Genomic DNA, 25,581 nt, shown 5'->3' with positions numbered 1-25,581 from the left:
CCCGCATAAAGCAACAGTTCCGAACCCGTCACATTCACCGCATTTCCCATTCCGCCACATGGCTTGTGCCATCGGTTTCCATGACTTCCAGATATTGCGCCCGGCCGCCCAGCGTTTCGAACAACTCCGCCCCGGTCCCCGTCATCCAGGCCTGCGCCCCCAGCGCACAGATCTCGTCGTAAAGCGCCGCCCGTCGCCCCGCATCCAGATGCGCCGCCACCTCGTCCAGCAACAGCAGCGGCGGCGCCCCGAAATCGGCGGCCAGCGCGCGCGCATTGGCCAGGATCAGCGCGATCAACAGCGCCTTCTGCTCGCCGGTCGAACAGTGCCGCGCCGGAACGCCCTTGGCGGCGAACACGGCCTCAAGATCGGCGCGGTGCGGCCCGGTCAGCGTCCGCCCCGCCGCCATGTCGCGCCCCCGCCCCGCCGCCAGCGCGCCCGAGAGCGCCTCGGCCGTTTCGGGATCGGCCCCGTCAGGTCCGGACAGCGCCAGATCCGCCGCCGGAAAGGCCGTCTCGGCCCCGGCCTGCGCCGCCGCCAGACGCGCCAGAGCCGCGCGCCGATTCATCCCGATCGCCGCGCCCGCCTCGGCCATCTGCCCTTCGAGCGCGGCGAACCAATGGGCATCCCGCACCTCGTCCCGCAGCAGCCGGTTGCGCTCGCGCATGGCCTTGTCATAGGCCAGCACGGCCTCGGCATGGGCGGGCTCGAAACTCAGCGCGATCCGGTCCAGGAACCGCCGCCGCCCCTCGGCCCCCTCGATCCACAGCCGGTCCATCGCGGGCACCAGCCACAGCACCCGCGCGATCCGCCCAAGCGCCACCTGCGCCGCCGCCTTGCCGTCGATCCGCACCTGCCGCGTTCCGCCGGGCTCGGCCCAGGTCTCGACCTCATGGACCTGACCGGGCACGTCCAGAACCGCGCCGACCTTCCAGCCCAGCGCCCCCGGCGCCCGCGCCAGATCCTCGGCCGCCGCCCGGCGCAGGCCGCGGCCCGGCGACAGCAGCGACACCGCTTCCAGAAGATTGGTCTTGCCCGCGCCGTTCGGTCCGAAGATCGCCACCGGCCGCCCGTCCAGCACCAGCCGCGCCCGCGAATGCGAGCGGAACTGGGCCAGCGTCAAGCCTGTCACCGCGAGCCTGAGCACGCCCTGTCCTTCTTCTGGCCGGAAATATCCCCGCCGGAGGCAATCCGGCGAAGAAGGGCTAGACCCGCATCGGCATCACGACATAGACCGCAGAGCTGTCATTGCCCTCGCGCATCAAGGTCGGATCGCCCGCCGAGTTGAACAGGAACACCGCGTTCTCGCGGTCCACCTGGCTGGCGATTTCCAGCAGGTATTTCGCGTTGAACCCGATCTCCAGCCGCTCGTCGCCATAGGCCACGGCCAGTTCCTCCTCGGCGGCGCCGCTGTCGGGGGCATTGACCGACAACGTCAACCGGTCCTCCTCGAGCGCCAGCTTGACCGCGCGCGAGCGTTCCGAACTGACCGTCGCCACGCGGTCCACCGCCTGGGCGAATTCGGCGGCATCCACCTCCAGCCGGCGGGTGTTCCCGGTCGGGATGACCCGGCTGTAATCGGGGAAGGTGCCGTCGATCACCTTGGATATCAGCGTGATCTCGGGCGTCGCGAACCGCACCTTGGTCTCGGACACCGAGACCGCGATCTGCGCCTCGTCATCGTCCAGCAACTTGCGCAGCTCGCCCACCGTCTTGCGCGGGACGATCACGCCCGGCATCGTCTCGGCGCCTTCGGGCAGGGCTGCGTCGATCCGCGCCAGCCGGTGGCCGTCGGTCGCAACGCAGCGCAGCACCCGGCCACCATCGCCATCGGCGACATGCATGTAGACGCCGTTCAGGTAATAGCGGGTCTCCTCGGTCGAGATCGCGAATTTCGACTTGTCGAACAACCGCCGAAGGACCGGGGCGGCGGCCGCGAAATTCGACGAATATTCGGCCGTGGCCATCACAGGGAAATCCTCGCGCGGCAGCGTGGCCAGCGTGAAATGCGATCGCCCGGCCCGCACCGTCATCCGCCCCGCGGCCCCGTCATCGGCCAGTTCGACCAGCGCGCCGTCGGGCAGCTTGCGCACGATCTCGTGCAGGGTCACCGCGGGCACCGTGGTCGCGCCCGCCCGCTCGACCTGGGCGGAGACCTTGTCGACCACCTCGATATCCAGGTCGGTGGCGCGAAAGCTGACCTTGTCCCCCTCGGCCTCGATCAGCACATTGGCAAGGATCGGGATCGTGTTGCGCCGCTCGACCACCGATTGCGCCTGACCGACCGCCCGAAGCAGCGTGCCGCGTTCTATGCTGAATTTCATGCCCTCGCTCCTCATGCCGACGGGAGGCGAACCGTAGCGGTTCCGCCCCCCGGCTCAAGCGTTTTCTGGACTGTCCGAGACTTTCGCAGGGGCGTCAAGGTCATCGCCGTGCGCCGGTCATCCTTCCAGCGTGCGGCGCAGCATTTCCAGATCCTCGGCAATCTGCGAGTCCTGGCTGCGCAACTCCTCGATGCGCTTGACCGCGTGCATGACCGTGGTGTGGTCGCGCCCGCCGAAACGCCGCCCGATCTCGGGCAGACTGCGCTGGGTCAGTTGCTTGGACAGCCACATCGCGATCTGGCGCGGACGGGCGATGGTGCGGTGGCGTTTCGGACCCACCATGTCGGCCAGCCGCATGTTGTAATGTTCGCTGACCTTGCGCTGGATCTCTTCGACCGTGACCTTGCGCTCGGAGGCCCGCAGGATGTCGGCCAGGCAATCCTGCGCCAGGTCCAGCGTGATTTCCTTGCCCACCAGAGAGGCAAAGGCGAAGAGCCGCGTCAGGGCGCCTTCCAGGACACGGACATTCGTGGTGATCCGGTGCGCAAGGAATTCCAGCACCCCGTCAGAGATCAACAGGCCGGGATATTGCTGGCGATACATGTCCACCTTCTGCTGCAGGATCCCGAGGCGCAGCTCGTAATCGGTGGGGTGCAGGTCCACCACCAGCCCGCATTGCAGGCGGCTCTTGATCCGGTCCTCGAGATCCTTGATCTCGCCCGGCGCGCGGTCGGCCGAGATGACGATCTGCTTGCCCTGATCGACCAACGCGTTGAAGGTGTGGAAGAATTCCTCCTGCGTGCTGTCCTTGCCGGCGATGAACTGGACGTCGTCCACCATCAGCACGTCGACCGAGCGGAACAACGACTTGAAGCCCATCATGTCGCGTTCGCGCAGCGCCTGCACGAAGCGGTACATGAACTGTTCCGCCGACAGATAGACGACTTTCGCCTCTGGCACACGCTCGCGCAGCTCCCAGGCGATGGCATGCATCAGATGGGTCTTGCCGAGTCCGACACCGCCATAGAGGAACAGCGGGTTGAAGGTCACCGTCCCACCCTCGGACACGCGGCGCGCTGCGGCATGGGCCAGTTCGTTCGGCTTGCCGGTGACGAAAGTCTCGAAGGTGAACCGGGCATCGAGCGGGGCGCCGGGCAGGTCACTCTCGGCGCGCGGCTCGGACTGCGGTGCGGGTCGCGGCGCCGCGGCAGCGGACGTTTTCGCATCGGACACGGCGAATTCCAGCCGGTCGACCGCGATGCCGTTGCGGGCCAGATGCTCGACGATCCGGTCCCCGAAATTCCGTTTCACCCATTCCCCGACGAAATTCGTCGGCACGCCGAACCGTGCGACCCCGTTCTCGAGTGCCCGGAACTCAAGGGGTGCGATCCAGGTCACATAGTTGTTCTTTCCGATCGTCTTCTCGAGGTCCTTGCACACACGTCCCCAGGTGTCTTCTGTCATTTTCGCCCGCTTTCGCTCCGTCCCACATCATCCGGCCGACGAACGCCCCGTGCCATTCAGGCCACAGGCATCCGCCTCCCGCGCCCACGCGACGAGAGTGGTCAAAGACCCCACCCACGGCAGCCGGAAAGAAGAGCATACGATAACGTGGCCGGTCACACCCGATTCCCGGGCACCGGCATTTGTTTCGTCCTGCTCCGCTTCCGCGCGGGCACAAATGGACATGAGGCCCAAGCGGTTCCGGTCATTGTCTGACGGAAACGCCTGTATCGCGTCCGATCTTCGCGGATCCCCTTATCGCGAATTCCGGAATGCACCCCGTAGACGCCCCGGCCATGCACCCTCGGCCTTCGGAACGTCTGCGGGAACCGCGTGAGCCATGTCCCCCCAAGTCGAATGAATCGCTGGAAAGACGGTAGACCGCCCCCCGCGAGGGGCGCAACAGAACTTCGGCCTTGACGGAAGCTTTGCCGGAAACGAATCCGGACCCCGTGTCCGGACCGCCACGCGGGCGCAGTGATCGGCCCGAAAGCAAAGGGGCGCGGCCTGCGCCACGCCCCTGAAATGCCTTGTTTTTATGGCCGATCAGGCCCCCAGAGCCTTCACCCGGGCCGACAGCCGCGAGATCTTGCGGGCGGCGGTGTTCTTGTGGACGACGCCTTTTGTCACGCCGCGCATCAGTTCGGGTTGGGCGAGGCGGAGGGCGGCGGTGGCGGCGGCCTGGTCGCCGGTCGCGATGGCCTCCTCGACCTTGCGAAGGAAGGTGCGGATGCGCGAGCGGCGGGCCTTGTTCACCGCGGTGCGGCGTTCGATCTGGCGGGCGCGTTTCTTGGCCTGGGGCGAATTTGCCATGGTTTTCAGATACCTCTGTGTCCGGGTCGTCGTTCAAAATCCTCGCGCGACGAGTTCCCGGCCGGGTGTCCAGATCACCGGCTGATTCCGGCCAGAGCGGGCCTCACGCGCATGTCAGGCGGGGCGTATAGGCCAAATCGGGCCGAAAGGAAACCCGAAAAGCGGGATCGGATTTCCATCGGATTTCCATCGGACTTTCGTCGGACCGGGCCCTACTTGTCGCGGAACTGCGGTTCGCGCTTTTCGACGAAAGCCTGCATGCCCTCGGTCTGGTCCTCGGTGGCGAACATCATGTGGAACATCCGCCGCTCGAACAGCAGCCCCTCGCGCAGCGTCGTCTCGTAGCTGCGGTTGACGCATTCCTTGACCGCCATCGCGGTCAGCGCCGATTTCTCGGCGATCTTCTGGGCGGCGGCCATCGCCTCTTCCATCAGCTTCTTGGCGGGCACCACGCGGCTGACCAGCCCCGAGCGTTCCGCCTCTTCGGCATCCATGAAGCGGCCGGTCAGGTGCATGTCCATCGCCTTGGACTTGCCGATGATGCGCGTCAGCCGCTGGGTGCCGCCGATGCCCGCGACCACGCCCAGATTGATCTCGGGCTGGCCGAATTTCGCGGTGTCTGCGGCGATGATGAAATCGCACATCAGGGCCAATTCGCAGCCCCCGCCGAGGCAATAGCCCGACACGGCCGCGATGATCGGCTTGCGGCAGGCGAGAAAGCGTTCGGTCTCGGGAGTGAAGAGGTCGCCCGCGAATACGTCGACAAAGCTTTTCTGGCTCATCTCGCGAATGTCGGCCCCGGCGGCGAACGCCTTTTCCGAGCCGGTCAGCACGATGCAGCGCACCTTGTCATTGGCGTTGGCCTGGGCCACCGCGTCGGCCAGTTCGGCCATCAGTTCGCTGTTGAGCGCGTTCAGCGCGTCGGGCCGGTTCAGCCGGATCAGCGCGACATGGTCTTCGATCTCGACGATCAGCGTCTTGTAAGCCATCTGGGGCTCGCCTCCGTTCCGTTCGGAGCCGAACCCTTAACCTTCTGGCCCGGGCTTTCAAGCTATCTTTGGCATCGCGGACAGTAGAAGGTCGAGCGCCCGGACTGGACGAGTCGACCGATGGTGCCGGGGCAACCGGGTGTCGGGCAGGGCGCACCCGCGCGGCCATAGGCGCGGAACGCATGCTGGAAATAGCCCAGTTCCCCGTCGGTTCGGCGGTAATCGCGCAAGGACGATCCGCCCGCCTCGATCGCCTCGGCCAGAACGTCGCGGATCACGGGCACGAGGCGGGCCGCGCGGGGTGCGGCAATCCGGCCCGCCTGCCGTTTCGGCGAGATGCCCGCGCGGTGCAGCGCCTCGCAGACATAGATATTGCCCAGCCCCGCCACGACATGCTGATCCAGCAGCGCGGCCTTGATCGGGGTCATCCGGCCGCGCAGGCGGGCCACCAGATAGGGTTCGTCGAAGGCGTTGCCCAGGGGTTCCGGGCCAAGCCCCGCCAGCAGGCGGTGGGTTTCAAGGCGGTCGGTCGCGATCAGGTCCATCGCGCCGAAGCGGCGCGGGTCGTTGAAGGTGATGCGCGCGCCGCCCTCGATATCCAGCACGACATGGTCGTGTTTCTCGGGCGCGGGATGGGCGTGGACGAACTCGCCCAGAATCTGCCCCGAGACCAGCACCCGGCCCGACATGCCCAGATGCCAGATCAGCGTCTCGCCGGTGTCGAGATCGGCCAGCAGGTATTTCGACCGCCGCCCCAGCCGGATCACCCGCGCGCCGGTCAGCCGGTCGGCCATCCCTTCGGGAAAGGGCCAGCGCAGGTCGGGGCGGTTGACCTGTGCGCGGGCGATCACCCGGCCTTCCAGCACCGGGGACAGGCCGCGACGCACTGTCTCTACCTCTGGCAATTCGGGCATCGGGGCCTTCCTTGTGGTCCGCTTCGCATTGTAGTCCCCGCAGGGCGCCCTATAAGAAGGGCGCGGCAGATCAACGGCAAGGCCCATGACAGAGCAAGCCCAGAACACCACGCATTTCGGTTTCCAGACGGTGCCCGAAGAGGAAAAGGCGGGGATGGTGCACGGGGTCTTTACCCGCGTCGCCTCGCGCTATGACCTGATGAACGACCTGATGTCGGCGGGCATCCACCGTGTCTGGAAGGACGCGATGATGGACTGGCTGGCGCCGCAGCCCTGGCAACGGCTGCTGGATGTGGCGGGCGGCACGGGCGATATCGCGTTCCGGTTCCTCAAGCGCGCGCCGGGGGCGCAGGCGGTGGTCTGCGACCTGACCGAGTCGATGCTGGTCGAAGGCCAGAAGCGCGCCGAGGCCGAGCGGCTGGCGGACGATCTGGACTGGGTGGTGGGCGACGCGATGGCCCTGCCCTTCGAGACCGGCAGTTACGATGTGGTCACGAACGCCTTCGGCACCCGCAATGTCACCCGCATCCAGGACTGGCTGAACGAAGCCTATCGCGTGCTGAAACCCGGCGGGCGGCTGATGGTGCTGGAATTCAGCCAGATGCCCAACCCGATGATGCAATGGGCCTATGACCGCTATTCCTTCAACGTGATCCCGGTGATGGGGCAGATCGTGGCGAATGATCGCGGCAGCTATCAATATCTGGTGGAATCGATCCGCAAGTTCCCCGATCAGGAGACCTTTGCCTCGATGATCCGGCGGGCCGGGTTCGAGCAGGTGAAATACCGCAACATGTCGATGGGCATCGCGGCGCTGCATTCGGGCTGGAAGATCTAGGTGCGCGGTCCCCACAATATCGTCCGGCTGGTGCAGACGCTGGCCACCTTCGAGCGCACGGGCGCGAACCGCTTCGTCCTTGAGGCGATGGAGGCGCCCGCAAGCGTGCGGGTGGCGGCGCGCATCCTGGGCTGGCCGTTCAAGGTGCTGGGCAAGAAGGGTGATCCCGACCAGCCCCCGGTGACGCGGGCGCTGACCGCGCTGGGGCCGGCCTATATCAAGTTCGGCCAGATCCTGTCGACGCGCCCCGATGTGGTGGGCGACGAGCTGGCGGTGCAGCTGCGCGTGCTGCAGGACAAGCTGCCGCCCTTCCCGATCGAGGTGGCGAAGGAAACCGTGGGGCTGGAGCTGGGCCGCCCGGCGGACGAGCTGTTCTCGGAGTTTTCCGAACCGATCGCCGCGGCCTCGATCGCGCAGGTGCACAAGGCGCGGGTGCGCGCGACCGGGGAAGAGGTCGCGGTCAAGGTGCTGCGGCCGAATATCGAGCGCGATTTCCGCAAGGATGTGGATGCGTTCTACCTGGCGGCCTCGACCATCGAGATCCTGGCGCCGTTCTCGCGGCGGCTGCGGCCGACCGGCGTGATCGCGCATTTCGACAGCGTGGTGGCGGGCGAGTTGGACCTGCGCATCGAGACCGCGGCGGCGGGCGAGTTCGCGGCGAATACCGAGGGCGATGGGGGCTTCGTCGTGCCGCGGGTGATCTGGCCGCTGTCGGGCAAGCGGGTGATGACGCTGGGCTGGTGCGAGGGCGAGCCGATCGGCGACAACGCGGCGCTGGACGCGGCGGGGCATGACCGGCGGGTGCTGGGCGAGCGGGTGCTGTCGATGTTCCTGCGGCATGCGCTGCGCGACGGGTTCTTTCACGCCGACATGCACCAGGGCAACATGAAGGTCGCGCCGAACGGCGATATCCTGGTGTTCGATTTCGGCATCATGGGGCGGATCGACGAATATACCCGCCGGGTCTATGCCGAGATCCTGTTCGGATTCATCCGGCGCGATTACCGCCGGGTGGCCGAGGTGCATTTCGAGGCCGGATACGTTCCCTATGACCGCGATATCGACGAGTTCGCGCAGGCGTTGCGCTCGGTCGGCGAGCCGATCTTCGGGATGGATGCGAGCCATATCTCGATGGCCCGGCTTCTGGCCTATCTGTTCGAGGTGACGGAACGCTTCGGCATGGCGACGCGGACCGAGCTGATCCTGCTGCAGCGCACGATGGTCGTGGTCGAGGGGGTGTCGCGTTCGCTGAACCCGTCGATCAATATCTGGGAAGTCGCCCGGCCCATCGTCGAGGACTACATCAAGCAGAATATCGGACCCAAGGCGCTGATCCGGGATCTGAGGCGCACCGCGCTGGTGCTGGCGCGGTTCGGCCCGCGGCTGCCGGAAATGGCCGAGGCCGCGCTGATCCGCCAGTCGAACCCGCCGCCCGAGCCGACGCGATCCACGGCGCTGAAGCCCGCGTTGTGGGCGGGACTGGGCGCGGTGGCGGGCGGTGCGGCGGTGGCGCTGGCGCTGCTGGTCTGAGCGGCCTCAGCCCGGCTGGCGCAGCGCGGTCACGTTGCTGGCCGATGTCTCGCCGCCGCCCTGGAAGACCAGCTTGACGCCGCTGGCATCGCTGCGCACCTCGACGATGGGGGCGTAAATCTCGGCCATGCTTTCGCCGATGCGTGCGCCTTCCGAAAAGCTCTCGACGACGAAACTGTAGTTTCCAGGGGCAAGCATCTTGCCGTCCTGTCCCATGCCGGTCCATTGCAGCGCCATGCCATCCGGGGCGATGGGCAGGCGCTGCACCTCGCGTCCGTCGGCATTGCGCACGACAAGCTGGGCGCTGTCGGCCGCAAGGTCGGGCCGGGGCAGGACCGTTACCGGCGCGCCCGTGAACTGTGCGGGCACCGCGGCGCGCCCCTCCATCCCGACCCAGGTGCCGTATTGCGCGAGCCCGGCGCCGCCCATGTTCTCGGTCAACTGCTTGAGCAGGTCGTTGGTGCGCACCTGCTGCTCGACCCCGGAAAAGGTCGCAAGCTGCACCGCGTAATCGGTCGACTCGATCGGGTTCATCGGATCCTGGTTCTGCATCTGGACCGTCAGCATGCGCAGGAAGGTCTCGAAATCGCTGCTGATATTGGCGGCCTTGGCGCTGGGCGAGGCGGCGGTGGGGGTCGAGGTCGCGGCGCTGGCGGCGGCCGGGTAGGTCACGCTGGTCATCTGGGTCACTCCGTTCAAAGGCGCAGGTCGAGCCCGCCCGCGGCCATGCTCCGGCCTGCGGGTGCGGGTGGGGCGGGCGGGGCGCTGTCCTCGCCCGTCATGCCGGGGGTGGGGGTGCTGTCGGGGGCCGGGCCGTGGCGCGCGCCCTTGCCGCGGAAATCGAGCACGACCTCGCCATAGCCAAGCTCGCGCATCGCGTTGCCCAGAAGATCGGCATGGCGGCGCATCAGCTCGAGCGTGTCGCCCCGTTCGGCATTGATCGTGACGGTGATGCCGTTCTCGCCCGGCGCCAGCGTCAGGCGCACGCGGCCGAGTTCCTCGGGGCTGAGGGTCAGTTCGACCGCGCCATCGGCGGCGCGGTGCAGCGCCTCGGCCATGGCGCGCATGGCCGGACGGGGCGCATCGGCAAGCTGCGGCATCGGGGCGGGGCGGGGCATGTCGGCCGTGGGCCGGTCGGGGGCGGGCGCATCGGCGCGCGCGGTGATCTCGGCCATCGGGCCATCGCCCGGCGCGGCGGGTGCGCGCGCGGGATCGGTCGCCGCGGTCTCGGCCAGGGGCGGGGCGACCGGCAGGGCGTCGGGTCTCGGGCCGGGGGCGGGCGAGGGCGGCGCATCGGCGGTCCGCTCGGCCGGGGCCGCGCGCGCGCTGCGCCTTGCGGGTGCGGACTCGGGCTGGCCGGGCGGCGGGTGCAGCGCGGCCGCGGCAAGGTCGGCGGCCGGGGCGGATGGACGGGGGCCGCGCGGGTCCGTGCCCGGGGACATGGCCGTCGGCTGGGGCAGGGGCGCATCGTCTGCCGGGCGGGGCTGCGGCGTTGCGGATTGCGGCGTGGCCGTCTGTGGTGGGGCTGGCTGCGGCGTGGCTGGCGTGGCGGGGGTCGCCGCAGGGGCCGCGGAAGGGGTGGCGGCGGGGATCGGTCGCGCGTCTGCGGCCGGTGTCGAGGCAGGTGTCGCGGCAGGTATTGCGGCAGGTATTGCGGCGGGGGGCGCGGCAGGTATTGCGGCGGGGGGCGCGGCCGGTATCGCGGCGGGGGGGGTCGGGGCAGGCGCCGCGCCCGGATCGGGTCGCGCGGCCGGTGCCGCGGCGGCAGGGGGCAGGGCGGGGCTTGCGGGCAAGGCGGCGGGGCCGGGGCGGGGGCGCTGTTCTGCATTGTCCGGGGCGGCCGCCTTGTCGTGGCCGGCCGCGACGGGGGGCGTCGGGTCCGCAGCGGGCGCGGCGTCCGGCCGGGACGGCAGGGCGGCAGTCCCGGGCGCAACGGGTTGGGGCGGCCCCGGCGACCGGGCCGCCCGGTCGACGGGCGGCGGCGGGTCGGATTGCGGCGTCGTGATCGGGGCTGCCGCGATGGCCTGCGGCGGGGGCGCAACCGCGGCTTGCGGCGGCAGGGCGGCGGGGGCGACAGGGCCGGGGGCGGCGTCGTCGTCTTCCGCCGCGGTCTGGGGGGGCGCGTCGGGGATGGCGGGATCCGGCGGGACGGGCTGCGCCGCGGTGGGGTCCGCGACCGGCAGCAGGGCAAAGCCGTGCAGCGTCATCCCGGCCGCGATCCGCGTGCCGGGCGGCTCGCTCTCGGGGCCGGTCGGGATCGGGACAGGTGCCAGGGCCGCCCACGGCACGGCCGGGGCGGCGTCGGGATTCCGGGCAAAGGCGGTCAGAAAGGCGCCCGGCTCTGCCGCGGGCGTGGTCGTGCCGGGCCGGGCCGACGCGGTCTGCGCGCCCGGGGCAAGGTCGAATAGGGGAAAGGAGTGCATGCGCATTGCCGGACTTCTGCCACTGGTCCCGGGCAGGATGGGGGGCAACCGGTTACCGGTTCTTTACCGCTTGCCCCGCATAAGCGGAAAAACGAGTCGCAATTTAGGGATCCCGCCATGCTGCCCCCGCTCAGTTCGCCCATCGGTGGCCAGGGCCACACCGTTCAGGAAACGCGCCTGCGCGAGGCCGCGCAGAAGCTGGAGGCGCAGTTCCTGGCCGAGATGCTGAAACATGCGGGCCTGGGCGAGAGCCAGGGTGCGTTCACCGGCGGGACGGGCGAGGCGCAGTTCGCCTCGTTCCTGCGCGAGGCGCAGGCCGGGGAGATGGTGCGCGCGGGCGGGATCGGGCTGGCGGAACAATTGTTCGAATCGCTGAAGGAGCGGGCCGATGGGACGTGAGGATCTGGAAGAGCTGCTGGAGCGCGAGGCCGAGGCGCTGCGCCTTGCCGATTTCGCGGCGCTGGCCGGGATCGCCGACGAGAAGGAGCGGCTGGCGGCGGATCTGGCGGCCGAGCCCGAGACGGATGCCGACAGTCTGGCACGACTCAGGGCGCTGGCCGAACGCAATGCCGACTTGCTGGAGGCCGTGCGCCGCGGCGTCGACAGCGCGGCCGAAACCCTGCGCCGCGCCCGCGAACCGGCCGCGCCGCTGAGCACCTATGACAAGAGCGGCCAGTGCAGCCCGATCGGCGCCACGCAAGGGTCGCTGACCCGCCGCGCCTAGGCCCAATTTTCGCCCAGACGCCCCGGTAAGACCTTATTGCATTAGCCGTCGTTTAACCCGCAGCTGAAATGCTCGGGACCGCGTCCGGAAGATGGATGGCACGGCACGGGACCTCTCCACAGCCGTAAGGGTGAGAACACCTCGGATCGTCGTTACAGGCGGCTTCAACCCGTGGCGCAAAGCGCCATACGAAAAGGAAGGACCGAATTCATGTCCAGCATCAATACCAATACCGGCGCAATGGTCGCGCTGCAGACCCTGAAAAGCATCAACTCGAACCTGTCCAAGGTTCAGTCGGAGATCTCGACCGGCAAGTCGATCGACTCCGCGAAGGACAACGCCGCGGTCTGGGCCATCGCCAAGACGATGGAAGCGGACGTGTCGGGCTTCAAGAAGATCTCGGACGGCCTGTCGAGCGCCGAATCGACCGTCTCGGTGGCGCGCAACGCGGCAGAATCGATCACGGACCTGCTCAAGCAGGTGAAGGATCAGGTGGTTCAGGCCAAGGGCGCCTCGAACGCCGACGAGCGGCAGAAGATCCAGAACAACATCACCGCGCTGACGGATCAGGTCAAATCGGTGGTCGAGGCCGCCCAGTTCAACGGCGTCAACCTCATCAACAGCGGCGACGACATGGACGTGCTGTCCTCGCTGAACCGCGATTCGTCGGGGAACGTTGCGACGGCCTCGATCAACGTCAAGGCGCAGGATCTGTCGATCGGTGAATATACGAGCGCCACGGCCCTGGCCGGGTCCGACGGCGTCGGTACTGCGGAGGATCGCGCGGCCTTCACCCTGGATAGCGGCGGCGGCACCACCACGAACGGCATCGTGGTCGACACCACGGTGATGGACGTGGGCGACTCGATCAGCATCAGCATCGGCGACAGTCAGCTTTCGGTGACCTTCAGCCAGGCCGATCTGGATGCGGGCGGCGGGACCGCCGGCGACGAGACCAACGCCGCCTTCGCCAACCGGATCAAGGCCGCGATCGACTCGCTGGGCATCCAGGATGACCCGGCCGACGCCACCACGCGTCTGGGCGTGGCCTTTGACCCGGGCTCTCCGAACACGCTGACGCTGACCAACGGGACGGCCAATGACCTGTCGGTGTCGCTTCAGTATGTCAACAAGGGCGCAGGCGCGCTTGGCGAACTGAGCGCGATCGACGTCTCCGGCACCGACGACAGCGGCGCCACCGCGGCACTGGCCTCGATCGACGGACTGATCAAGACCGCGATCGACGCCGCCGCCGCCTTCGGCACCTCGCAGAACCAGCTCGAGACCCAGAACGATTTCGTCAGCAAGCTGATGGACTCGATGAAGACGGGGATCGGCGCGATGGTCGATGCCGACATGGAGGCCACCTCGGCCCGCCTGCAGGCGTTGCAGGTGCAGCAGCAGCTGGCCACCCAGTCGCTGTCCATCGCCAACCAGGCGCCGCAGAACCTGCTGTCGCTCTTCCGCTAAGGCAAGGCAGGGCCGGGGCAAAAGCCCCGGCCCTTTCCTGACGGACCTCGCCCCCTCTCAGAACGGAAGGACACAGCATGAACGCCCTGCACATGGCCCGGACGGCCTATTCGGCCCCCACCCAGGCCCAGACCCGCACCCCCCGCGCCACCGAATACGCCGCCTTCGCCCGCATCACCGCCCGGCTCAAGGCCGCCGATGCCGCCGGTCGGCGCAACTTTCCCGCGCTGGTCGCGGCGATCCACGACAACCGCAAGCTCTGGACGATGCTGGCCGCCGATGTCGCCGATGGCGAGAACGGTCTGCCACCGGCGCTGCGCGCGCGCATCTTCTACCTGTTCGAATTCACCACCCATCACAGCCGCGAGGTGCTGAACGGCAGGGCCGATACCGGCCCGCTGGTCGAGATCAACACCGCCGTGATGCGCGGCCTCGAGAAATCGGAGACGGTGTCATGAGCGGTCTTGTCCTGAAGCTGGGCCCCAAGGAACGGGTTCTGGTCAATGGCGCGGTGATCGAGAATGGCGACCGCCGCACCCGGCTGTCGATCAAGACGCCCAATGCCAACATCCTGCGGCTGCGCGACGCGATCCACCCCGAAGAGGTGAACACGCCCGTGCGCCGGGTCTGCTACATGGCGCAACTGGTCCTGTCGGGCGATTCGGTGCCCGAGGACATCCGCCCGCAACTGCTGCGCGGGATCGAGCAGCTGAGCCAGGTGCTGACCGACCATGACAGCCGCACCCAGCTGACGCTGGCCACCCAGGCGGTGCTGACGGCGGATTACTACCAGGTTCTGAAGGCGTTGCGCAGCCTGTTGCCGCGCGAGGAACGCCTGCTGGCGGGTGCGAGGCCGTCGTGAGCTTTCAGCCGATCCTGCCCGTTGGCGGCTATGCCGGCTGGCGCTTCCTCGAACGCACGATGGAGCGCCAGCAGGAGGCCTTTGACAAATCCGCCACGGTGCAGCGCGACATCGACTATTTCGCGGAGAAGATCGGCAAGGTCACGAATGCGGACGAGATCGTCTCGGACTACCGGCTGCTGAAGGTGGCGCTGGGCGCGTTCGGGCTGCAGGACGATATCGGCTCGAAATTCTTCATCCGCAAGATCCTGTCCGAGGGCACCAGCGCCCCGGACGCGCTGGCCAACAAGCTGGCCGACAAGAGCTATTTCAAGCTTGCCGAGGCCTTCGGCTTCGGCGGGTCCGGCCCCCCGCGCACGCAGGAGCCGGGCTTTGCCGATCGGATCGCCAAGGCCTATCGCGAGCGCAGCTTCGAAGTGGCGGTCGGCGAGCAGAACAACGACATGCGGCTGGCGCTGAATATCGGCCGCGAGCTGGGCGGCATCGCCGGGGGCGAGCAGAGCGACCGCGCCAAGTGGTTCAGCGTGCTGGGCTCGGGGCCGATGCGGCAGGTCTTCGACAAGGCGTTCGGCCTGCCCACCGCATTTGCCGCGATCGACCTTGATCGGCAGGTCGAGGTCTATCGCGAAAAGGCCAAGGCGATGTTCGGCAGTTCCGAGGCCGCGCAGTTCACCGACCCGGACAAGCGCGACAAGCTGATCAAGATGTTCCTGATCCGCAGCGAGATCGCGGCCGGTTTCGGGGGCACCAGCCCGGGGCAGACCGCGCTGACGCTCTTGCGCGGCGGTGGCTGAGACAGATCGGGCCGGTTCAGGCCTGCGGGGCGGCGCGGCTGGACTGGCCGTCCGGATCGGCCGCGGCCAGGACCTGCGAGAGGCGGGCGAAGCTGGCCTCGACCCCGCCCGGGGCGTCTTCGGACAGGAAGGCGTCGAGCCCGGACCAGACCCGGATCGCGGCGTCTATCTCGGGGTCGGACCCGGCGGCGTACAGCCCGGCCTGGATCATCATCTCGGCCCGGTCATAGGCGCCGAGCAACCGGCGTGCCCGGGATATCTGCGCGTTCTCCGGCCCGCTGGCCGCCCGCGGCAGGCTGCGCGAGACCGAGCGCAGCAGGTCGACCGCCGGGAAGCGGCCGCGTTCGGCGATGCGCCGGTCGAGCACCACATGGCCGTCGAGCACGCCGCGCAGGATGTCGGCCACCGGCTCGTCCATGTCGGACCCCGCGACCAGCACCGAGAAGACGGCGGTGATGTCGCCCGCGCCCTCGATACCCGGGCCGGCGCGTTCGGCCAGCGCCATGATCGCCTGCGCGGTCGAGGGCGGGTAGCCGCGCAGCGCCGCGGGTTCGGCCGCGGCAAGGGCAAGCTCGCGATGCGCCTCGGCGAAGCGGGTGACCGAATCGGCGAGGAACAGGACATGGTGGCCCTCGTCCCGGAAATGCTCGGCCACGGCCATCGCCGCCCAGGCCGCGCGGCGGCGCACCATCGGCGACTGGTCGGAGGTGGCGGCGACGATCACCGAGCGCGCCATGCCCTCGGGCCCCAGCACATGCGAGACGAACTCGCCGACCTCGCGGCCGCGTTCGCCGACCATGGCGATCACGGCCATGTCGGCCTGAACGCCGCGGGCGAGCTTGGCCAACAGCGTCGACTTGCCGACGCCCGAACCCGCGAACAGGCCGATGCGCTGGCCGCGCACGATCGGCAGAAGCGTGTCGAAGGCGGCCATCCCGGTCCCCAGCCGCGGGCCGAGGCCCCGGCGCGCGGTGGCCGGCGGCGGCGCGGCGCGCAGCGCCCGGAACGCGGGCCCGGGCATCAGCGGGCGGCCGTCGAGCGGTGCGCCGAAGGGATCGACCACCCGGCCCAGCCAGCCGCGATGCGGCGCGATCTGGCCCGGCCCCAGCAGAACGACGCGGTCGCCCACCGACAACCCCTCGGGCGTGCCGTCGGGCAGCACGGTCACGGTGCCCTGGGCCAGGGCCAGCACCTCGCCCCGCCGGCGCACGCCGCGGCCATGCCGGATCTCGACCAGATCGCCCAGACCGGCCTCGGCCGAGAGCCCGGCGACGGTCACCGTGCCGCTGCCCGCGGCCGTGACGCGGCCGACCGCGCGGATCGGGGCCAGCGCGTCGATGCGGGTCTGAAGGGCGGCGAAGGGGCTTTCGGGCATTCGGCGTCTCCGGTCCGGGCCAACACTTACCGTTTCTAAAGGAATCATCCTTAAGCCTTGATTGAAACCGTGGGAGAATCCCCGATGTTCGAAAAGCTGGAAATCTTCCGCATGGCGCATGGGCTGGCGACGCATGCCGGCACGCGCCAGGCCGTCGTGGCCCGCAACGTGGCCAATGCCGACACGCCCGGATACCGGGCGCAGGACATTGCGGCATTCGCCGATACCTATCGCAAGTCCGGGGACGAGATGCACCTGCGCAAGACGCGCGAAGGGCACATGCCGGCGCGCGATCCCCTGCCCTTCCGCACCGATCTGCAGGCCGTGGACGGCCCCGGAGAACCGAACGGCAACAGCGTTTCCCTGGAAGAGGAAATGCTGAAGGCCGCCGATACCAAGAGCAAGCACGACCTGGCGCTGGCGGTCTACCGCTCGTCGCTGGGCATCATCCGGACCTCGCTGGGCCGGTCGTGACAGGAGGCGTGAATGACCGATCTCAGTGACAGTCGCGGCCTCTCGGCCAGCGGGTTGCGCGCCCAGGCGGAGCGGCTGCGCCACCTGTCCGAGAACATCGCCAATGTCGACACGCCCGGATACCGGCGCAAGCTGACGAGTTTCGAGGCCGAGCTGTCGTCCAGGGGCCCCGAAGGCGCGGTCAGGACCGGGCCGGTGCGGCTGGACCGGACCGAACTGCCCAAGGTCTATGACCCCTCGCATCCGATGGCCGATGCGACCGGGTATCACGACGGCTCGAACGTCAACCTGATCATCGAGATCGCCGACGCGCGCGAGGCCCAGCGCAGCTACGAGGCGAACCTGAAACTGTTCGACCAGGCCCGGCAGATGTCGCGCGGGCTGCTCGACCTGCTGCGCCGTTAGGAGACCGATCCATGGATATCCGTTCCAGCATCGCCGCAAATGCCTATGCCGCATCCCGGCCCGCGACCCAGCCGCAGAAGCCCGAACAGGGCGGCGCCTTTGCCGATGCCGCCCAGAAATTCGCCCAGACGCTGCGCAATGGCGAGCAGACGGCGATGGCGGCGATGTCGGGGGGCGCCGATCCGCATGCGCTGGTGCAGGCGCTGGCCCAGACCGAGCTGGCCATCGAGACCGCGGTCACCGTGCGCGACAAGGTGGTCGAGGCCTATCAGGAAATCCTCAGGATGCCGGTGTAGGCCATGACCGAATTCGTCTTCTACGACACGTTGCGTCAGGGGCTGTGGATCGCGGTGATCATCTCGATCCCGATCCTGACCGCGGCGCTGGTGATCGGGGTCGCGATCGGCCTGTTCCAGGCGCTGACCTCGGTGCAGGAAATGACGCTGACCTTCGTGCCGAAGCTGGCCGGGATCCTGATCGTGTTCTGGATGTCGATGGCCTTCATGACCGAGACGCTGACGGGTTTCTTCACCGGCCGGATCGTGCCGATGATCGCGGGGATTTGAGATGGACAGCACCGGATACACCACGCTGACCCGCCAGGTCGGGCTGATGCGCGAGATGCAGAGCGTGGCCAACAACATCGCCAATGCCTCGACCGCCGGGTTCCGGCGCGAGGGCGTGATCTTTTCGGAACATATCGCCGCGCTCGACGGGCCGGGCGGGTCGCTGTCGATGGCGAACGCGCATGTGCGCCATATCGACCTGAGCCAGGCGCCGCTGACCCAGACCAATGGCCAGTTCGACTTCGCCATCGAGGGCGAGGGGTTCTTCCTGCTGGAAACGCCGCAGGGCGAGCGGCTGACCCGGGCGGGCAGTTTCACGCCCAATGCCGAGGGCGAGCTGGTCTCGCCCGATGGTCACCGGCTGCTGGATGGCGGCGGAGCACCGATCTTCGTGCCGCCCGATGCCGCCTCGGTCGCGCTGGCGGCGGACGGGACGCTGAGCGCGGATGGCCAGCTTCTGGGCCAGATCGGGCTGTTCCTGCCCGCCGACCGCAACGCGATGACGCATGTGGCGGGCACGCTGTTCGACCCCGGCGGGCCGCCCGAGCCCTATCTGGACGGCACCATGCTGCAGGGTTTCGTCGAACAGTCGAATGTCAGCGCCGTGGCCGAGATCACGCGGATGATCGAGGTGCAGCGCGCCTACGAGCTTGGCCAGAACTTCCTCAACCAGGAGGACGAACGCATCCGCAGCGCCGTCCGCACCCTGAGCGGCACCAGCTAGACCGGAAAGGACTGACAGATGCGCGCCCTCTCGATCGCCGCAACCGGCATGTCGGCCCAGCAGATGCGGGTCGAGACGATCTCCAACAACCTCGCGAACATGAGCACGACGGGCTACAACCCGCGGCGGGCCGAGTTCGCGGATCTGCATTACCAGCAGGTGACGCGGCCGGGCACGATCAACGCCTCGGACGGCACGGTGCTGCCGACCGGGGTGCAGCTGGGCCTGGGCGTGCGGCCGGCCTCGGTCACGGTGAACATCTCGCAGGGGGCGCTGTCGGGGACGGGGGGCGATCTGGATGTCGCGATCGAGGGGCGCGGCTATCTGGAGGTCACGCTGCCGAACGGCAACCCCGCCTATACCCGCGACGGCGCGCTGAAGCGCACGGGCGACGGGCTGATCGTCACCTCGGACGGGTTCGAGGTCGCGCCGGGCATCGTCATTCCGGACGACGCGCGCAGCCTGTCGATCAATGCCGATGGCGAGATCTATGCCTATTTCCAGGACCAGGTGCAGCCGCAGTTGCTGGGCCAGTTCACGCTGACGATGTTCACCAACGAGAAGGGGCTGGAGGCCATCGGCTCGAACCTGTTTGTCGAGACCGAGGCCTCGGGCGCGGCGCTTGCGGGCGTTCCGGGCGATCCGGGCTATGGCACGCTGCGCCAGGGCTATCTGGAGGAAAGCTCGGTCGATCCGGTGCGCGAGATCACCGAACTGATCCAGGCCCAGCGCGGCTACGAGCTGAATTCCAAGGTCATCACCGCCGCCGACCAGATGCTGGCGGCCACGACACAGGTGCGATGATGCGGGTTCTGCTGCTTCTCGGCGCGTTTGCCGCCGCCGCCCCGGCCCCGGTTTCGGCCGAGATGCTGGTGGCCGCGCGCACGATCCGCGGCCAGACGATCCTGGGCCCCGGGGATGTCGCGCTGGCCGAGGGCACGATGGCGGGCGCGCTGACCGATCCCTACGAGGCGATCGGACAGGAGGCACGCGTCAACCTCTATGCCGGCCGTCCGATCATGGCCGGCGATCTCGGCCCGCCCGCGATCGTCGATCGCAACCAGATCGTGACCGTGTTCTATCGCAACGGCCCCGTGAACATCGCCGCCGACGGACGGGCGCTGGAACGCGCGGGCGTCGGCGATCCGGTGCGGGTGATGAACCTTGCCTCGCGCACCACCGTGACCGGATTTGTCGCGGCCGACGGAACCGTCACCGTCGGCGCCTCTGCCAGACCCTAGGAGTCCCAGACCCATGAAACGCCATGTCCTTCTCGCCTGCGCCGTCGCGCTTGTCCTGCCGACGGCCTGTTCCAAACTTGAAGATGTCGGCAAGGCGCCGTCGTTCAAGCCGGTCGAGGGCACCAACGAATATTACGCGATGACCACGCCTGCCGGTCTGCCCGAGACCGCCGAGCGGCGCACGGCGACGGACGGCTCGTCGCTGTGGGCGGGCGGGCGCAGGTCGCTTCTGGGCGACCGCCGCGCCGGGCGGCGGGGCGACATCATGACCGTGGTGATCGAGATCGACGACAAGGCCGAGATCTCGAACACGACCGCGCGCAGCCGCAGCGGCTCGACCTCGATGGCCATCCCGCAGATGCTGGGCCTGCCCCAGATCATCGACCAGGCGCTGCCCGACGGTGCGTCGATGGCCAATGCCGCCAATGCCAATTCGAACACGAACCACAATGGCAACGGCTCGGTCCGCCGCAACGAGAAGCTGACGCTGCGCGTCGCCGCCACGATCACCGAGGTCCAGCCCAACGGCGTGCTGCGGATCGAGGGCACGCAGGAAGTGCGGGTCAATTTCGAGATGCGCGAACTGATCGTCACCGGCTATGTCCGGCCGGAGGACATCTCGCGCCAGAACGAGATCACCTATGACAAGATCGCCTCGGCGCGCATTTCCTATGGCGGGCGCGGGCAGATCACCGACATGCAGCAACCGCGCTATGGCCAGCAGGTCGCGGACATCCTGCTGCCGTTCTGAGCATCGCCATGGGCAAGCTTCTTCCCGTCATCATCGCGATCGTCGGCCTTCTGGCGGGGGCCGGCGCGGGCTATTTCCTGCGGCCCGCGCCCGAGCCCGAGGTCCTGGCCGAAGGCGAGGCCGGTGCCGAGGACGCGCCGGAGGCGGACAAGAAGGCGGCGTCGAAGGCATCCGGCGACAAGGCGGATGCGGAGCGGGATTACGTCAAGCTGAACAACCAGTTCGTCATCCCGGTGGTGCGCAGCGGCCGGGTCGCGTCGCTGGTGGTGATGTCGCTGAGCATCGAGGTCACGACCGGCAGCACCGAACTGGTCTTCAAGAACGAGCCCAAGCTGCGCGACGTCTTTCTTCAGGTCATGTTCGACCATGCCAATGCCGGCGGGTTCGACGGCGCCTTTACCGAGACCGGCACCATGACCATGCTGCGGCGCGCCCTGCTGGAAGCGGCCAGCCAGGTCATCGGCTCGCGGGCGCGCGACATCCTTATCACCGATATCGTCCGCCAGGACGCCTGAAGCCGGGGGTCAGTCGCCCGCCGCGCGCCGGATCAGCCGGTGCAGCGCGTCGTCCCGCCCGAAGGCCCTGGCGGCCTCCTGCATCCGCATCGCCTCCTCGGCGCGCGCGCGCGCCAGCGCGCCGTTCAGGGCGGCGCGGCGGAGCAGATACCGCCGCTCGCGGCCGGGTCCCATAACGGCGCGCGCCGCCGGGTCGGTTTCGCCCTCGCATTCCCGCCATTCGGCATCGAGCGCGGCGAGCTCGGCCTCGACCTTGCGGCAGGTTTCGGCGGCGGCCTTCAGCCGGGCGAGCGCGGCCTCGCGCAGCATCCCGCCCACCTCGCCCAGCCGCCGCAGCCTGTCATCGGCGCCCGCCATCAGCGGGCCCGCGCGCGGGTGCGCATCTCTTCGGCAAAGCGGATCGCGGCGGCGACGGCACGGTAGTGCTCGGGCTGGATCTCGGCGCCGATCTCGACGGTGGCGTAAAGCGCGCGCGCGGTCGGCGGATCGCGCCGCATCGGCACGCCCGAGGCGGCGGCGACCTCGCGGATGCGGGCGGCGACCTCGTCCACGCCCTTGGCCACGCAGACCGGCGCGCCGGGCGTCGCGCGATCCCATTTCAGCGCGACGGCGTAATGGGTCGGGTTGACGATCACCACATCGGCCTTGGGCACATCGGTCAGCATCCGGTTGGTCGCGATGTCCATCCCGCGCTGGCGGCGCTGCTGTTTCATGTGCGGATCGCCCTCGGACTGCTTGATCTCGTCCTTCAGTTCCTGGTGCGACATGCGGTTCTTGCGGCGATGCTCGGCCAGTTGCCACAGGTAGTCGACGGCCGCGATGCCGCCGGCGATGGCGACGGCGACGGCCATGAACTCGACCGCCATCCGGCCGAGCGTCGCGGCCGCCATGCCGGGGGACAGATACATGGTGCCGATCAGGTCCTGGATCCGGGCCGAGAGATAGACGCCGAGCAGGACGATATAGAGCGTCAGCTTGGCCGCGCTCTTGGCGAATTCGAACAGGCCGCCGCGGCCGAACTTGTTCTTGGCGTTCTGGATCAGCGAGACCTTGGACAGCTTGGGCTTGATCTTCTCGGGCGCGAACACGAGGCTGCGCTGGGCGAGGATCGAGGCCAGCGCGGCCAGACCCGGCAGCGTCAGCCAGGGCAGCGCGGACAGCAACGCGCTGGCCATCAGCCCGCCGACCGGCGCGCTGCCATGCCCACCCAGCATCATCGGCGCGATCCGGTCGGCCTGGCCGATCAGCCCGGCGCCGATCCCGCCCAGCGCGGTCAGGCTGGCCGCGCCCAGGCCCAGCGCGGTGAGGGTCAGGCCCAGATAGGCGGCGGCGGTGTGCAGGTCGGTGGATTTCGCGAATTCGCCCTTCTTGCGGGCGTCGTCCAGTTTCTTCTGTGTCGGCTCGAACTGCTTGTCGCCGGGGCTCTCGTCGCTCATCGCCCGGCTCCGAACGGGGCGGCGTAAAGCTCGATCAGCCCGGTCTGCCACAGGCCCAGCATCGGCGGCAGGGCCAGCATCAGCAGGATCAGCCCGCCCGCGGTGATCGCGGGCGCACCGACGAAGGCGACCATGAGCTGCGGCATCGCCTTGTTGATGACGCCAAGCGCGAGGTTGTAGATCAGCGCCGCGATGACGAAGGGCATGGCCAGCGTGGCGGCCAGCGCAAAGCCCTGCGCGATCCGCAGCACGCCCCAATCGGCCAGTTCGGCGGCATCGGGAAAGCGGCCGGCGGGCAGCAGGTCGTAGGACAGGATCATCGCCTCGGCGGCGCGCACATGCAGCCCCGACATCACCGCCAGCGCCAGCCCCGCCATCACCATCAGCCGCCCCATGGCGGGTTGCGGATCCATCGCGGTCGCGCCCAGCATCTGCGCAAGGGACGTGGCCTGGGCGGCGATCTCGCCGGCCATCTGCAGCGCGAGGATCATCAGCCGCAGCACCAGCCCCAGCGCGAGGCCGATCACCGTTTCGGTGGCGACGGCGAGCCCCAGCGGGCCGGGCGCGATGTCGATCCCGGGCGCGACGGCGGGCGCCACGACCGCGGTGAAGGCCAGCGCCAGGCCCAGCCGGATCCGCGCCGGAACCGCCCGCTCGCCGAAGGCGGGCAGCATCGCCAGCACCGCGCCGACCCGCAGGAACACCAGCCAGGAGGCCCAGAGCAGGGGCTGCCACAGCTCGGCCAGTTCCGCGAGGTCATAGGTCATGCCGCCACCATGCCGACCAGGGACGGGCGGGAATTGGTGCCGATTTCCTCGAAGGACAGGACCGCCACCGAGATGCCCTTGGCCGAGAGCGCGGTCTGCAGGAAGCGCCTGCGCCGCCCCGAGGTGGCGATCACCGGGAAGACCCCGGCCTCGCCCGCGCGCGCGAGCCGTTCGGAGACCGCACCCGCCAGGCGGTTGAACTCCTCGGGCGGCAGGGCGACATCGGGCGGGCCGTAATCGTTGGCGATCTGGTAGGTGGTGAAGCGGTCTTCCCATTCCGGGGCGAGTTGCAGCAGGGGCAGCGTGCCATCCTCGCGCCGGTGTTCGGCCACGAGCTGAAAGCCCAGGCGGCGGCGGACATGTTCGCAGATCGCCTCGGCGCTGGCATGCGAGGGGCGGGCCTCGGCGATGGCTTCGAGGATCAGCGGCAGGTTGCGGATCGAGACCCGCTCCTCGAGCAGCAGGCGCAGAACGGCGAGCAACAGGTCGGTCGGCACCTTGTCGGGCACAAGCTCGTCGATCATGCGCCGGTTGGCGGCGGCGCGGTCGGTGTCGGAAAGGTTGGTCAGTTCGTCGAGCAGCCGGCGCAGCGCCTTGTTGGTCATCAGCCGGGCGAAGTTGCGCTTGACCACTTCCAGCAGATGGGTGGCCAGCACCTCGGAGGCGTTGACGACGGTGACGCCCATCAGCGCCAGATCCTCGCGCTGGTCGGCGGCGACCCAGCGGGCGGGCGCGCCATAGACCGGCTCGCGCACATCCTCGCCCGGCGGCAGCGGCGTCGCGGCGTCGGGCTGCAGCGCCAGCACCTGTTCGGGACGCAGCCGGTCGCGCGCCTGCTCGACCCCCTGGATGCGCACGACATAGGTTCCGGGAACCAGCGCGCCGTTATCGGTCAGCCGGATCTCGGGCAGGATCAGGCCGAATGTCTCGGCCACATGGCGGCGCATCGAGGTGATCCGGGCCTCGATCCCCGTGGCCGGGTCGAGCACCATGCCGACCAGATCGGGCGCGAATTCCAGGTGGATGTCGTCGAGATCGAGCAGATCGCCCATGCGGCTGACGGGCCTGGCCTCCTCCGTCCCGGCGGTGGCGGGCCTGGCCGCGGCCTCGGCCTCGCGCTGGACGCGCCGGTTCATCGCAAACGCCGCGTAGCCCAGCGCCGCGGCACCCGCGATGAAGGGCAGGAAGGGCAGGCCGGGAACCAGCGCGAAGAGCCCGAGCAGCACCGCGACGGTGCCGAGTGCGGCGGGGTGGCGGCCAAGCTGGCTGAACAGCGCGAAATCGGCCGTGCCGGTGGCACCCCCGCGCGAGAGCAGGAGTGCCGCGGCAATCGAGATGACGACCGCCGGGATCTGGGTGACCAGCCCGTCGCCCACGGTCAGGATCGCATAGGTCTCGAACGCGCGGCCGATCGGCATGCCATGCACGATCACGCCCATCGCCAGCCCCATGATGAGGTTCAGCAGCGTGATGAGAAGCCCCGCGACCGCGTCGCCCTTGACGAATTTCGACGCCCCGTCGAGCGAGCCGAAGAACGTGGTCTCGGCCTGTTCGCGCTCGCGCCGGGCCTTGGCCTCGGCATGGTCGATGGCGCCCGCAGCCATGTCGCTGTCGATGGCGAGCTGCTTGCCGGGCATGCCGTCGAGGGCGAAACGCGCGCCGACCTCGGCCATGCGGCCCGCGCCCTTGGTGATGACGATGAAGTTGACGATCATCAGCACGGCGAAGACCACGAGCCCGAGGAACACGCTGCCGCCCATGACGAACATCGCGAATCCCTCGATCACGTCGCCCGCAGCGCCGGTGCCGGTATGGCCCTGGCCGATGATCAGCTTGGTCGAGGAGACGTTGAGCGAGAGCCGCAGCATCACGGCGGCCAGAAGCACCGTGGGAAAGGCCGAGAAATCGAGCGGCCGCTCGATGAAGAGCGTGACCGTGAAGATCAGGATCGCGATCGCGAAGGAGGCCGCGAGGCCGATATCCAGCACCCAGGCCGGCATCGGCAGGATCATCATCACGATCACCGCCATCAGCGCGAGCGCGAGCAGGATCGTCGGGCGGAAGAGTTCCCTGAGCGTCAGGTTCGGCATGGACGCACCCCGCCGTTTGCGCAAGCCGCGTCGCGGCAAGGGGATGCGCCCGC

General features: G+C 68.8%; 30 protein-coding genes. 17 read left to right on the top strand and 13 right to left on the bottom strand.

Features of this window, described 5'->3' with window-relative positions; all coding sequences use genetic code 11:
- Window positions 1-34: 34 nt before the first annotated feature.
- The 6 genes from recF to mutM form a co-directional block, all read right to left on the bottom strand.
- Window positions 35-1,147: a DNA replication/repair protein RecF gene (gene recF, locus NHN26_RS01190; RefSeq protein WP_253087700.1), complete on the bottom strand. Its 1,113-nt coding sequence runs from the start codon at window positions 1,145-1,147 to the stop codon at window positions 35-37.
- A 58-nt stretch (window positions 1,148-1,205) separates the two neighbouring features.
- Window positions 1,206-2,324 (bottom strand): DNA polymerase III subunit beta, encoded by a 1,119-nt coding sequence (gene dnaN, locus NHN26_RS01185; protein ID WP_253087699.1) that lies wholly within the window; start codon window positions 2,322-2,324, stop codon window positions 1,206-1,208.
- A gap of 117 nt (window positions 2,325-2,441) precedes the next feature.
- Window positions 2,442-3,788: a chromosomal replication initiator protein DnaA gene (gene dnaA / locus NHN26_RS01180; RefSeq protein ID WP_253087698.1), complete on the bottom strand. Its 1,347-nt coding sequence runs from the start codon at window positions 3,786-3,788 to the stop codon at window positions 2,442-2,444.
- 585 nt (window positions 3,789-4,373) lie between these two features.
- A complete protein-coding gene (rpsT, locus tag NHN26_RS01175) occupies window positions 4,374-4,640 on the bottom strand; it encodes a 30S ribosomal protein S20 (protein ID WP_132693548.1) in 267 nt (88 codons plus the stop codon).
- Between the two features lie 212 nt (window positions 4,641-4,852).
- Window positions 4,853-5,629 (bottom strand): enoyl-CoA hydratase, encoded by a 777-nt coding sequence (locus tag NHN26_RS01170; RefSeq protein WP_253087697.1) that lies wholly within the window; start codon window positions 5,627-5,629, stop codon window positions 4,853-4,855.
- Between the two features lie 62 nt (window positions 5,630-5,691).
- Window positions 5,692-6,543 carry a bifunctional DNA-formamidopyrimidine glycosylase/DNA-(apurinic or apyrimidinic site) lyase gene (mutM, locus tag NHN26_RS01165; protein ID WP_253087696.1) on the bottom strand — a complete coding sequence of 284 codons (852 nt, stop codon included), beginning with the start codon at window positions 6,541-6,543 and terminating at the stop codon, window positions 5,692-5,694.
- Between the two features lie 85 nt (window positions 6,544-6,628).
- Between mutM and ubiE the strand changes: the two genes are divergently transcribed.
- Together ubiE and ubiB are read left to right on the top strand one after the other, a co-directional pair.
- Window positions 6,629-7,381 (top strand): bifunctional demethylmenaquinone methyltransferase/2-methoxy-6-polyprenyl-1,4-benzoquinol methylase UbiE, encoded by a 753-nt coding sequence (ubiE, locus tag NHN26_RS01160; RefSeq protein ID WP_253087695.1) that lies wholly within the window; start codon window positions 6,629-6,631, stop codon window positions 7,379-7,381.
- Window positions 7,382-8,911 (top strand): 2-polyprenylphenol 6-hydroxylase, encoded by a 1,530-nt coding sequence (gene ubiB / locus NHN26_RS01155; RefSeq protein WP_253087694.1) that lies wholly within the window; start codon window positions 7,382-7,384, stop codon window positions 8,909-8,911. It abuts the gene before it with no gap.
- Between the two features lie 6 nt (window positions 8,912-8,917).
- On the opposite strand, the gene NHN26_RS01150 is transcribed toward ubiB, so the two are convergent.
- Both NHN26_RS01150 and NHN26_RS17460 read right to left on the bottom strand, forming a co-directional pair.
- Entirely contained in the window at window positions 8,918-9,592 is a 675-nt protein-coding gene (locus NHN26_RS01150) for a flagellar hook capping FlgD N-terminal domain-containing protein (protein WP_253087693.1), read from the bottom strand.
- A 14-nt stretch (window positions 9,593-9,606) separates the two neighbouring features.
- The gene (locus NHN26_RS17460) at window positions 9,607-11,334 is read right to left on the bottom strand and encodes a flagellar hook-length control protein FliK (protein ID WP_290442743.1); all 1,728 of its coding nucleotides are present in this window, start codon (window positions 11,332-11,334) and stop codon (window positions 9,607-9,609) included.
- A 117-nt stretch (window positions 11,335-11,451) separates the two neighbouring features.
- Between NHN26_RS17460 and NHN26_RS01140 the strand changes: the two genes are divergently transcribed.
- The 6 genes from NHN26_RS01140 to NHN26_RS01115 all read left to right on the top strand — a co-directional run bounded on the left by NHN26_RS01140 (window position 11,452) and on the right by NHN26_RS01115 (window position 15,184).
- A complete protein-coding gene (locus NHN26_RS01140; protein ID WP_253087692.1) occupies window positions 11,452-11,733 on the top strand; it encodes a rod-binding protein in 282 nt (93 codons plus the stop codon).
- Window positions 11,723-12,058 carry a hypothetical protein gene (locus NHN26_RS01135; protein WP_253087691.1) on the top strand — a complete coding sequence of 112 codons (336 nt, stop codon included), beginning with the start codon at window positions 11,723-11,725 and terminating at the stop codon, window positions 12,056-12,058. Before NHN26_RS01140 ends, NHN26_RS01135 begins: the two co-directional genes overlap by 11 nt.
- Window positions 12,059-12,268: 210 nt before the next feature.
- Window positions 12,269-13,528, top strand: coding sequence for a flagellin N-terminal helical domain-containing protein (locus tag NHN26_RS01130; protein WP_253087690.1), 1,260 nt, complete (start codon window positions 12,269-12,271; stop codon window positions 13,526-13,528).
- Window positions 13,529-13,605: 77 nt separating this feature from the next.
- Entirely contained in the window at window positions 13,606-13,986 is a 381-nt protein-coding gene (flaF, locus tag NHN26_RS01125; protein WP_253087689.1) for a flagellar biosynthesis regulator FlaF, read from the top strand.
- Window positions 13,983-14,390 (top strand): flagellar biosynthesis repressor FlbT, encoded by a 408-nt coding sequence (gene flbT / locus NHN26_RS01120; RefSeq protein WP_253087688.1) that lies wholly within the window; start codon window positions 13,983-13,985, stop codon window positions 14,388-14,390. The genes flaF and flbT overlap by 4 nt, the downstream gene beginning before the upstream one ends.
- The gene (locus NHN26_RS01115; protein ID WP_253087687.1) at window positions 14,387-15,184 is read left to right on the top strand and encodes a DUF1217 domain-containing protein; all 798 of its coding nucleotides are present in this window, start codon (window positions 14,387-14,389) and stop codon (window positions 15,182-15,184) included. The genes flbT and NHN26_RS01115 overlap by 4 nt, the downstream gene beginning before the upstream one ends.
- 16 nt (window positions 15,185-15,200) lie before the next feature.
- Here the strand turns inward: NHN26_RS01115 and NHN26_RS01110 are convergent, their stop codons facing one another.
- Window positions 15,201-16,559 carry a FliI/YscN family ATPase gene (locus NHN26_RS01110; RefSeq protein WP_253087686.1) on the bottom strand — a complete coding sequence of 453 codons (1,359 nt, stop codon included), beginning with the start codon at window positions 16,557-16,559 and terminating at the stop codon, window positions 15,201-15,203.
- Between the two features lie 84 nt (window positions 16,560-16,643).
- On the opposite strand from NHN26_RS01110, the gene NHN26_RS01105 reads away from it, so the two are divergent.
- From NHN26_RS01105 to NHN26_RS01065, 9 genes are read left to right on the top strand one after another with little or no spacing between them, the layout of a single operon-like run.
- Window positions 16,644-17,033 (top strand): FlgB family protein, encoded by a 390-nt coding sequence (locus NHN26_RS01105; protein ID WP_253087685.1) that lies wholly within the window; start codon window positions 16,644-16,646, stop codon window positions 17,031-17,033.
- 12 nt (window positions 17,034-17,045) lie between these two features.
- Window positions 17,046-17,438 (top strand): flagellar basal body rod protein FlgC, encoded by a 393-nt coding sequence (gene flgC, locus NHN26_RS01100; RefSeq protein WP_253087684.1) that lies wholly within the window; start codon window positions 17,046-17,048, stop codon window positions 17,436-17,438.
- Between the two features lie 11 nt (window positions 17,439-17,449).
- Window positions 17,450-17,734 carry a flagellar hook-basal body complex protein FliE gene (fliE, locus tag NHN26_RS01095; RefSeq protein ID WP_253087683.1) on the top strand — a complete coding sequence of 95 codons (285 nt, stop codon included), beginning with the start codon at window positions 17,450-17,452 and terminating at the stop codon, window positions 17,732-17,734.
- 3 nt (window positions 17,735-17,737) lie between these two features.
- A complete protein-coding gene (locus NHN26_RS01090) occupies window positions 17,738-18,004 on the top strand; it encodes a flagellar biosynthetic protein FliQ (RefSeq protein WP_253087682.1) in 267 nt (88 codons plus the stop codon).
- 1 nt (window position 18,005) lies between these two features.
- The gene (locus NHN26_RS01085; RefSeq protein ID WP_253087681.1) at window positions 18,006-18,728 is read left to right on the top strand and encodes a flagellar hook-basal body complex protein; all 723 of its coding nucleotides are present in this window, start codon (window positions 18,006-18,008) and stop codon (window positions 18,726-18,728) included.
- 18 nt (window positions 18,729-18,746) lie between these two features.
- Window positions 18,747-19,532: a flagellar basal-body rod protein FlgG gene (gene flgG, locus NHN26_RS01080; protein ID WP_253087680.1), complete on the top strand. Its 786-nt coding sequence runs from the start codon at window positions 18,747-18,749 to the stop codon at window positions 19,530-19,532.
- Window positions 19,529-19,969, top strand: a complete 441-nt coding sequence (flgA, locus tag NHN26_RS01075; protein ID WP_435594157.1) for a flagellar basal body P-ring formation chaperone FlgA — start codon at window positions 19,529-19,531, stop codon at window positions 19,967-19,969. The genes flgG and flgA overlap by 4 nt, the downstream gene beginning before the upstream one ends.
- Window positions 19,970-19,982: 13 nt before the next feature.
- A complete protein-coding gene (gene flgH, locus NHN26_RS01070) occupies window positions 19,983-20,720 on the top strand; it encodes a flagellar basal body L-ring protein FlgH (protein ID WP_253087678.1) in 738 nt (245 codons plus the stop codon).
- 8 nt (window positions 20,721-20,728) lie between these two features.
- Window positions 20,729-21,235: a flagellar basal body-associated FliL family protein gene (locus NHN26_RS01065; RefSeq protein ID WP_253087677.1), complete on the top strand. Its 507-nt coding sequence runs from the start codon at window positions 20,729-20,731 to the stop codon at window positions 21,233-21,235.
- Between the two features lie 9 nt (window positions 21,236-21,244).
- Here the strand turns inward: NHN26_RS01065 and NHN26_RS01060 are convergent, their stop codons facing one another.
- From NHN26_RS01060 to flhA, 4 genes are read right to left on the bottom strand one after another with little or no spacing between them, the layout of a single operon-like run.
- Window positions 21,245-21,592, bottom strand: coding sequence for a hypothetical protein (locus tag NHN26_RS01060; protein ID WP_253087676.1), 348 nt, complete (start codon window positions 21,590-21,592; stop codon window positions 21,245-21,247).
- Window positions 21,592-22,671, bottom strand: a complete 1,080-nt coding sequence (locus NHN26_RS01055; RefSeq protein ID WP_253087675.1) for an EscU/YscU/HrcU family type III secretion system export apparatus switch protein — start codon at window positions 22,669-22,671, stop codon at window positions 21,592-21,594. Before NHN26_RS01055 ends, NHN26_RS01060 begins: the two co-directional genes overlap by 1 nt.
- Window positions 22,668-23,438, bottom strand: a complete 771-nt coding sequence (locus NHN26_RS01050) for a flagellar biosynthetic protein FliR (protein ID WP_253087674.1) — start codon at window positions 23,436-23,438, stop codon at window positions 22,668-22,670. Before NHN26_RS01050 ends, NHN26_RS01055 begins: the two co-directional genes overlap by 4 nt.
- On the bottom strand, window positions 23,435-25,528 hold the full coding sequence (gene flhA / locus NHN26_RS01045; RefSeq protein ID WP_253087673.1) for a flagellar biosynthesis protein FlhA: 2,094 nt from the start codon (window positions 25,526-25,528) through the stop codon (window positions 23,435-23,437). Before flhA ends, NHN26_RS01050 begins: the two co-directional genes overlap by 4 nt.
- Window positions 25,529-25,581: the final 53 nt, after the last annotated feature.

Origin of the sequence: Rhodovulum tesquicola, assembly GCF_024128855.1 — a bacterium.
GTDB classification, from domain to species: domain Bacteria; phylum Pseudomonadota; class Alphaproteobacteria; order Rhodobacterales; family Rhodobacteraceae; genus Rhodovulum; species Rhodovulum tesquicola.
The sequence above is the reverse complement of the archived record's forward strand: the minus strand, read 5'-3'. Positions and strand labels throughout refer to the sequence as shown.

Bases quoted from the DNA above. Each gene is read 5' to 3' on its own strand.
- dnaN (WP_253087699.1), bottom strand. From the start codon at position 2,324: ATGAAATTCAGCATAGAACGCGGCACGCTGCTTCGGGCGGTCGGTCAG.
- dnaA (WP_253087698.1), bottom strand. From the start codon at position 3,788: ATGACAGAAGACACCTGGGGACGTGTGTGCAAGGACCTCGAGAAGACG.
- rpsT (WP_132693548.1), bottom strand. From the start codon at position 4,640: ATGGCAAATTCGCCCCAGGCCAAGAAACGCGCCCGCCAGATCGAACGC.
- NHN26_RS01170 (WP_253087697.1), bottom strand. From the start codon at position 5,629: ATGGCTTACAAGACGCTGATCGTCGAGATCGAAGACCATGTCGCGCTG.
- mutM (WP_253087696.1), bottom strand. From the start codon at position 6,543: ATGCCCGAATTGCCAGAGGTAGAGACAGTGCGTCGCGGCCTGTCCCCG.
- ubiE (WP_253087695.1), top strand. From the start codon at position 6,629: ATGACAGAGCAAGCCCAGAACACCACGCATTTCGGTTTCCAGACGGTG.
- NHN26_RS01150 (WP_253087693.1), bottom strand. From the start codon at position 9,592: ATGACCAGCGTGACCTACCCGGCCGCCGCCAGCGCCGCGACCTCGACC.
- NHN26_RS17460 (WP_290442743.1), bottom strand. From the start codon at position 11,334: ATGCACTCCTTTCCCCTATTCGACCTTGCCCCGGGCGCGCAGACCGCG.
- NHN26_RS01140 (WP_253087692.1), top strand. From the start codon at position 11,452: ATGCTGCCCCCGCTCAGTTCGCCCATCGGTGGCCAGGGCCACACCGTT.
- NHN26_RS01135 (WP_253087691.1), top strand. From the start codon at position 11,723: ATGGGACGTGAGGATCTGGAAGAGCTGCTGGAGCGCGAGGCCGAGGCG.
- NHN26_RS01130 (WP_253087690.1), top strand. From the start codon at position 12,269: ATGTCCAGCATCAATACCAATACCGGCGCAATGGTCGCGCTGCAGACC.
- flaF (WP_253087689.1), top strand. From the start codon at position 13,606: ATGAACGCCCTGCACATGGCCCGGACGGCCTATTCGGCCCCCACCCAG.
- flbT (WP_253087688.1), top strand. From the start codon at position 13,983: ATGAGCGGTCTTGTCCTGAAGCTGGGCCCCAAGGAACGGGTTCTGGTC.
- NHN26_RS01110 (WP_253087686.1), bottom strand. From the start codon at position 16,559: ATGCCCGAAAGCCCCTTCGCCGCCCTTCAGACCCGCATCGACGCGCTG.
- NHN26_RS01105 (WP_253087685.1), top strand. From the start codon at position 16,644: ATGTTCGAAAAGCTGGAAATCTTCCGCATGGCGCATGGGCTGGCGACG.
- flgC (WP_253087684.1), top strand. From the start codon at position 17,046: ATGACCGATCTCAGTGACAGTCGCGGCCTCTCGGCCAGCGGGTTGCGC.
- fliE (WP_253087683.1), top strand. From the start codon at position 17,450: ATGGATATCCGTTCCAGCATCGCCGCAAATGCCTATGCCGCATCCCGG.
- NHN26_RS01090 (WP_253087682.1), top strand. From the start codon at position 17,738: ATGACCGAATTCGTCTTCTACGACACGTTGCGTCAGGGGCTGTGGATC.
- NHN26_RS01085 (WP_253087681.1), top strand. From the start codon at position 18,006: ATGGACAGCACCGGATACACCACGCTGACCCGCCAGGTCGGGCTGATG.
- flgG (WP_253087680.1), top strand. From the start codon at position 18,747: ATGCGCGCCCTCTCGATCGCCGCAACCGGCATGTCGGCCCAGCAGATG.
- flgA (WP_435594157.1), top strand. From the start codon at position 19,529: ATGATGCGGGTTCTGCTGCTTCTCGGCGCGTTTGCCGCCGCCGCCCCG.
- flgH (WP_253087678.1), top strand. From the start codon at position 19,983: ATGAAACGCCATGTCCTTCTCGCCTGCGCCGTCGCGCTTGTCCTGCCG.
- NHN26_RS01065 (WP_253087677.1), top strand. From the start codon at position 20,729: ATGGGCAAGCTTCTTCCCGTCATCATCGCGATCGTCGGCCTTCTGGCG.
- NHN26_RS01060 (WP_253087676.1), bottom strand. From the start codon at position 21,592: ATGGCGGGCGCCGATGACAGGCTGCGGCGGCTGGGCGAGGTGGGCGGG.
- NHN26_RS01055 (WP_253087675.1), bottom strand. From the start codon at position 22,671: ATGAGCGACGAGAGCCCCGGCGACAAGCAGTTCGAGCCGACACAGAAG.
- NHN26_RS01050 (WP_253087674.1), bottom strand. From the start codon at position 23,438: ATGACCTATGACCTCGCGGAACTGGCCGAGCTGTGGCAGCCCCTGCTC.
- flhA (WP_253087673.1), bottom strand. From the start codon at position 25,528: ATGCCGAACCTGACGCTCAGGGAACTCTTCCGCCCGACGATCCTGCTC.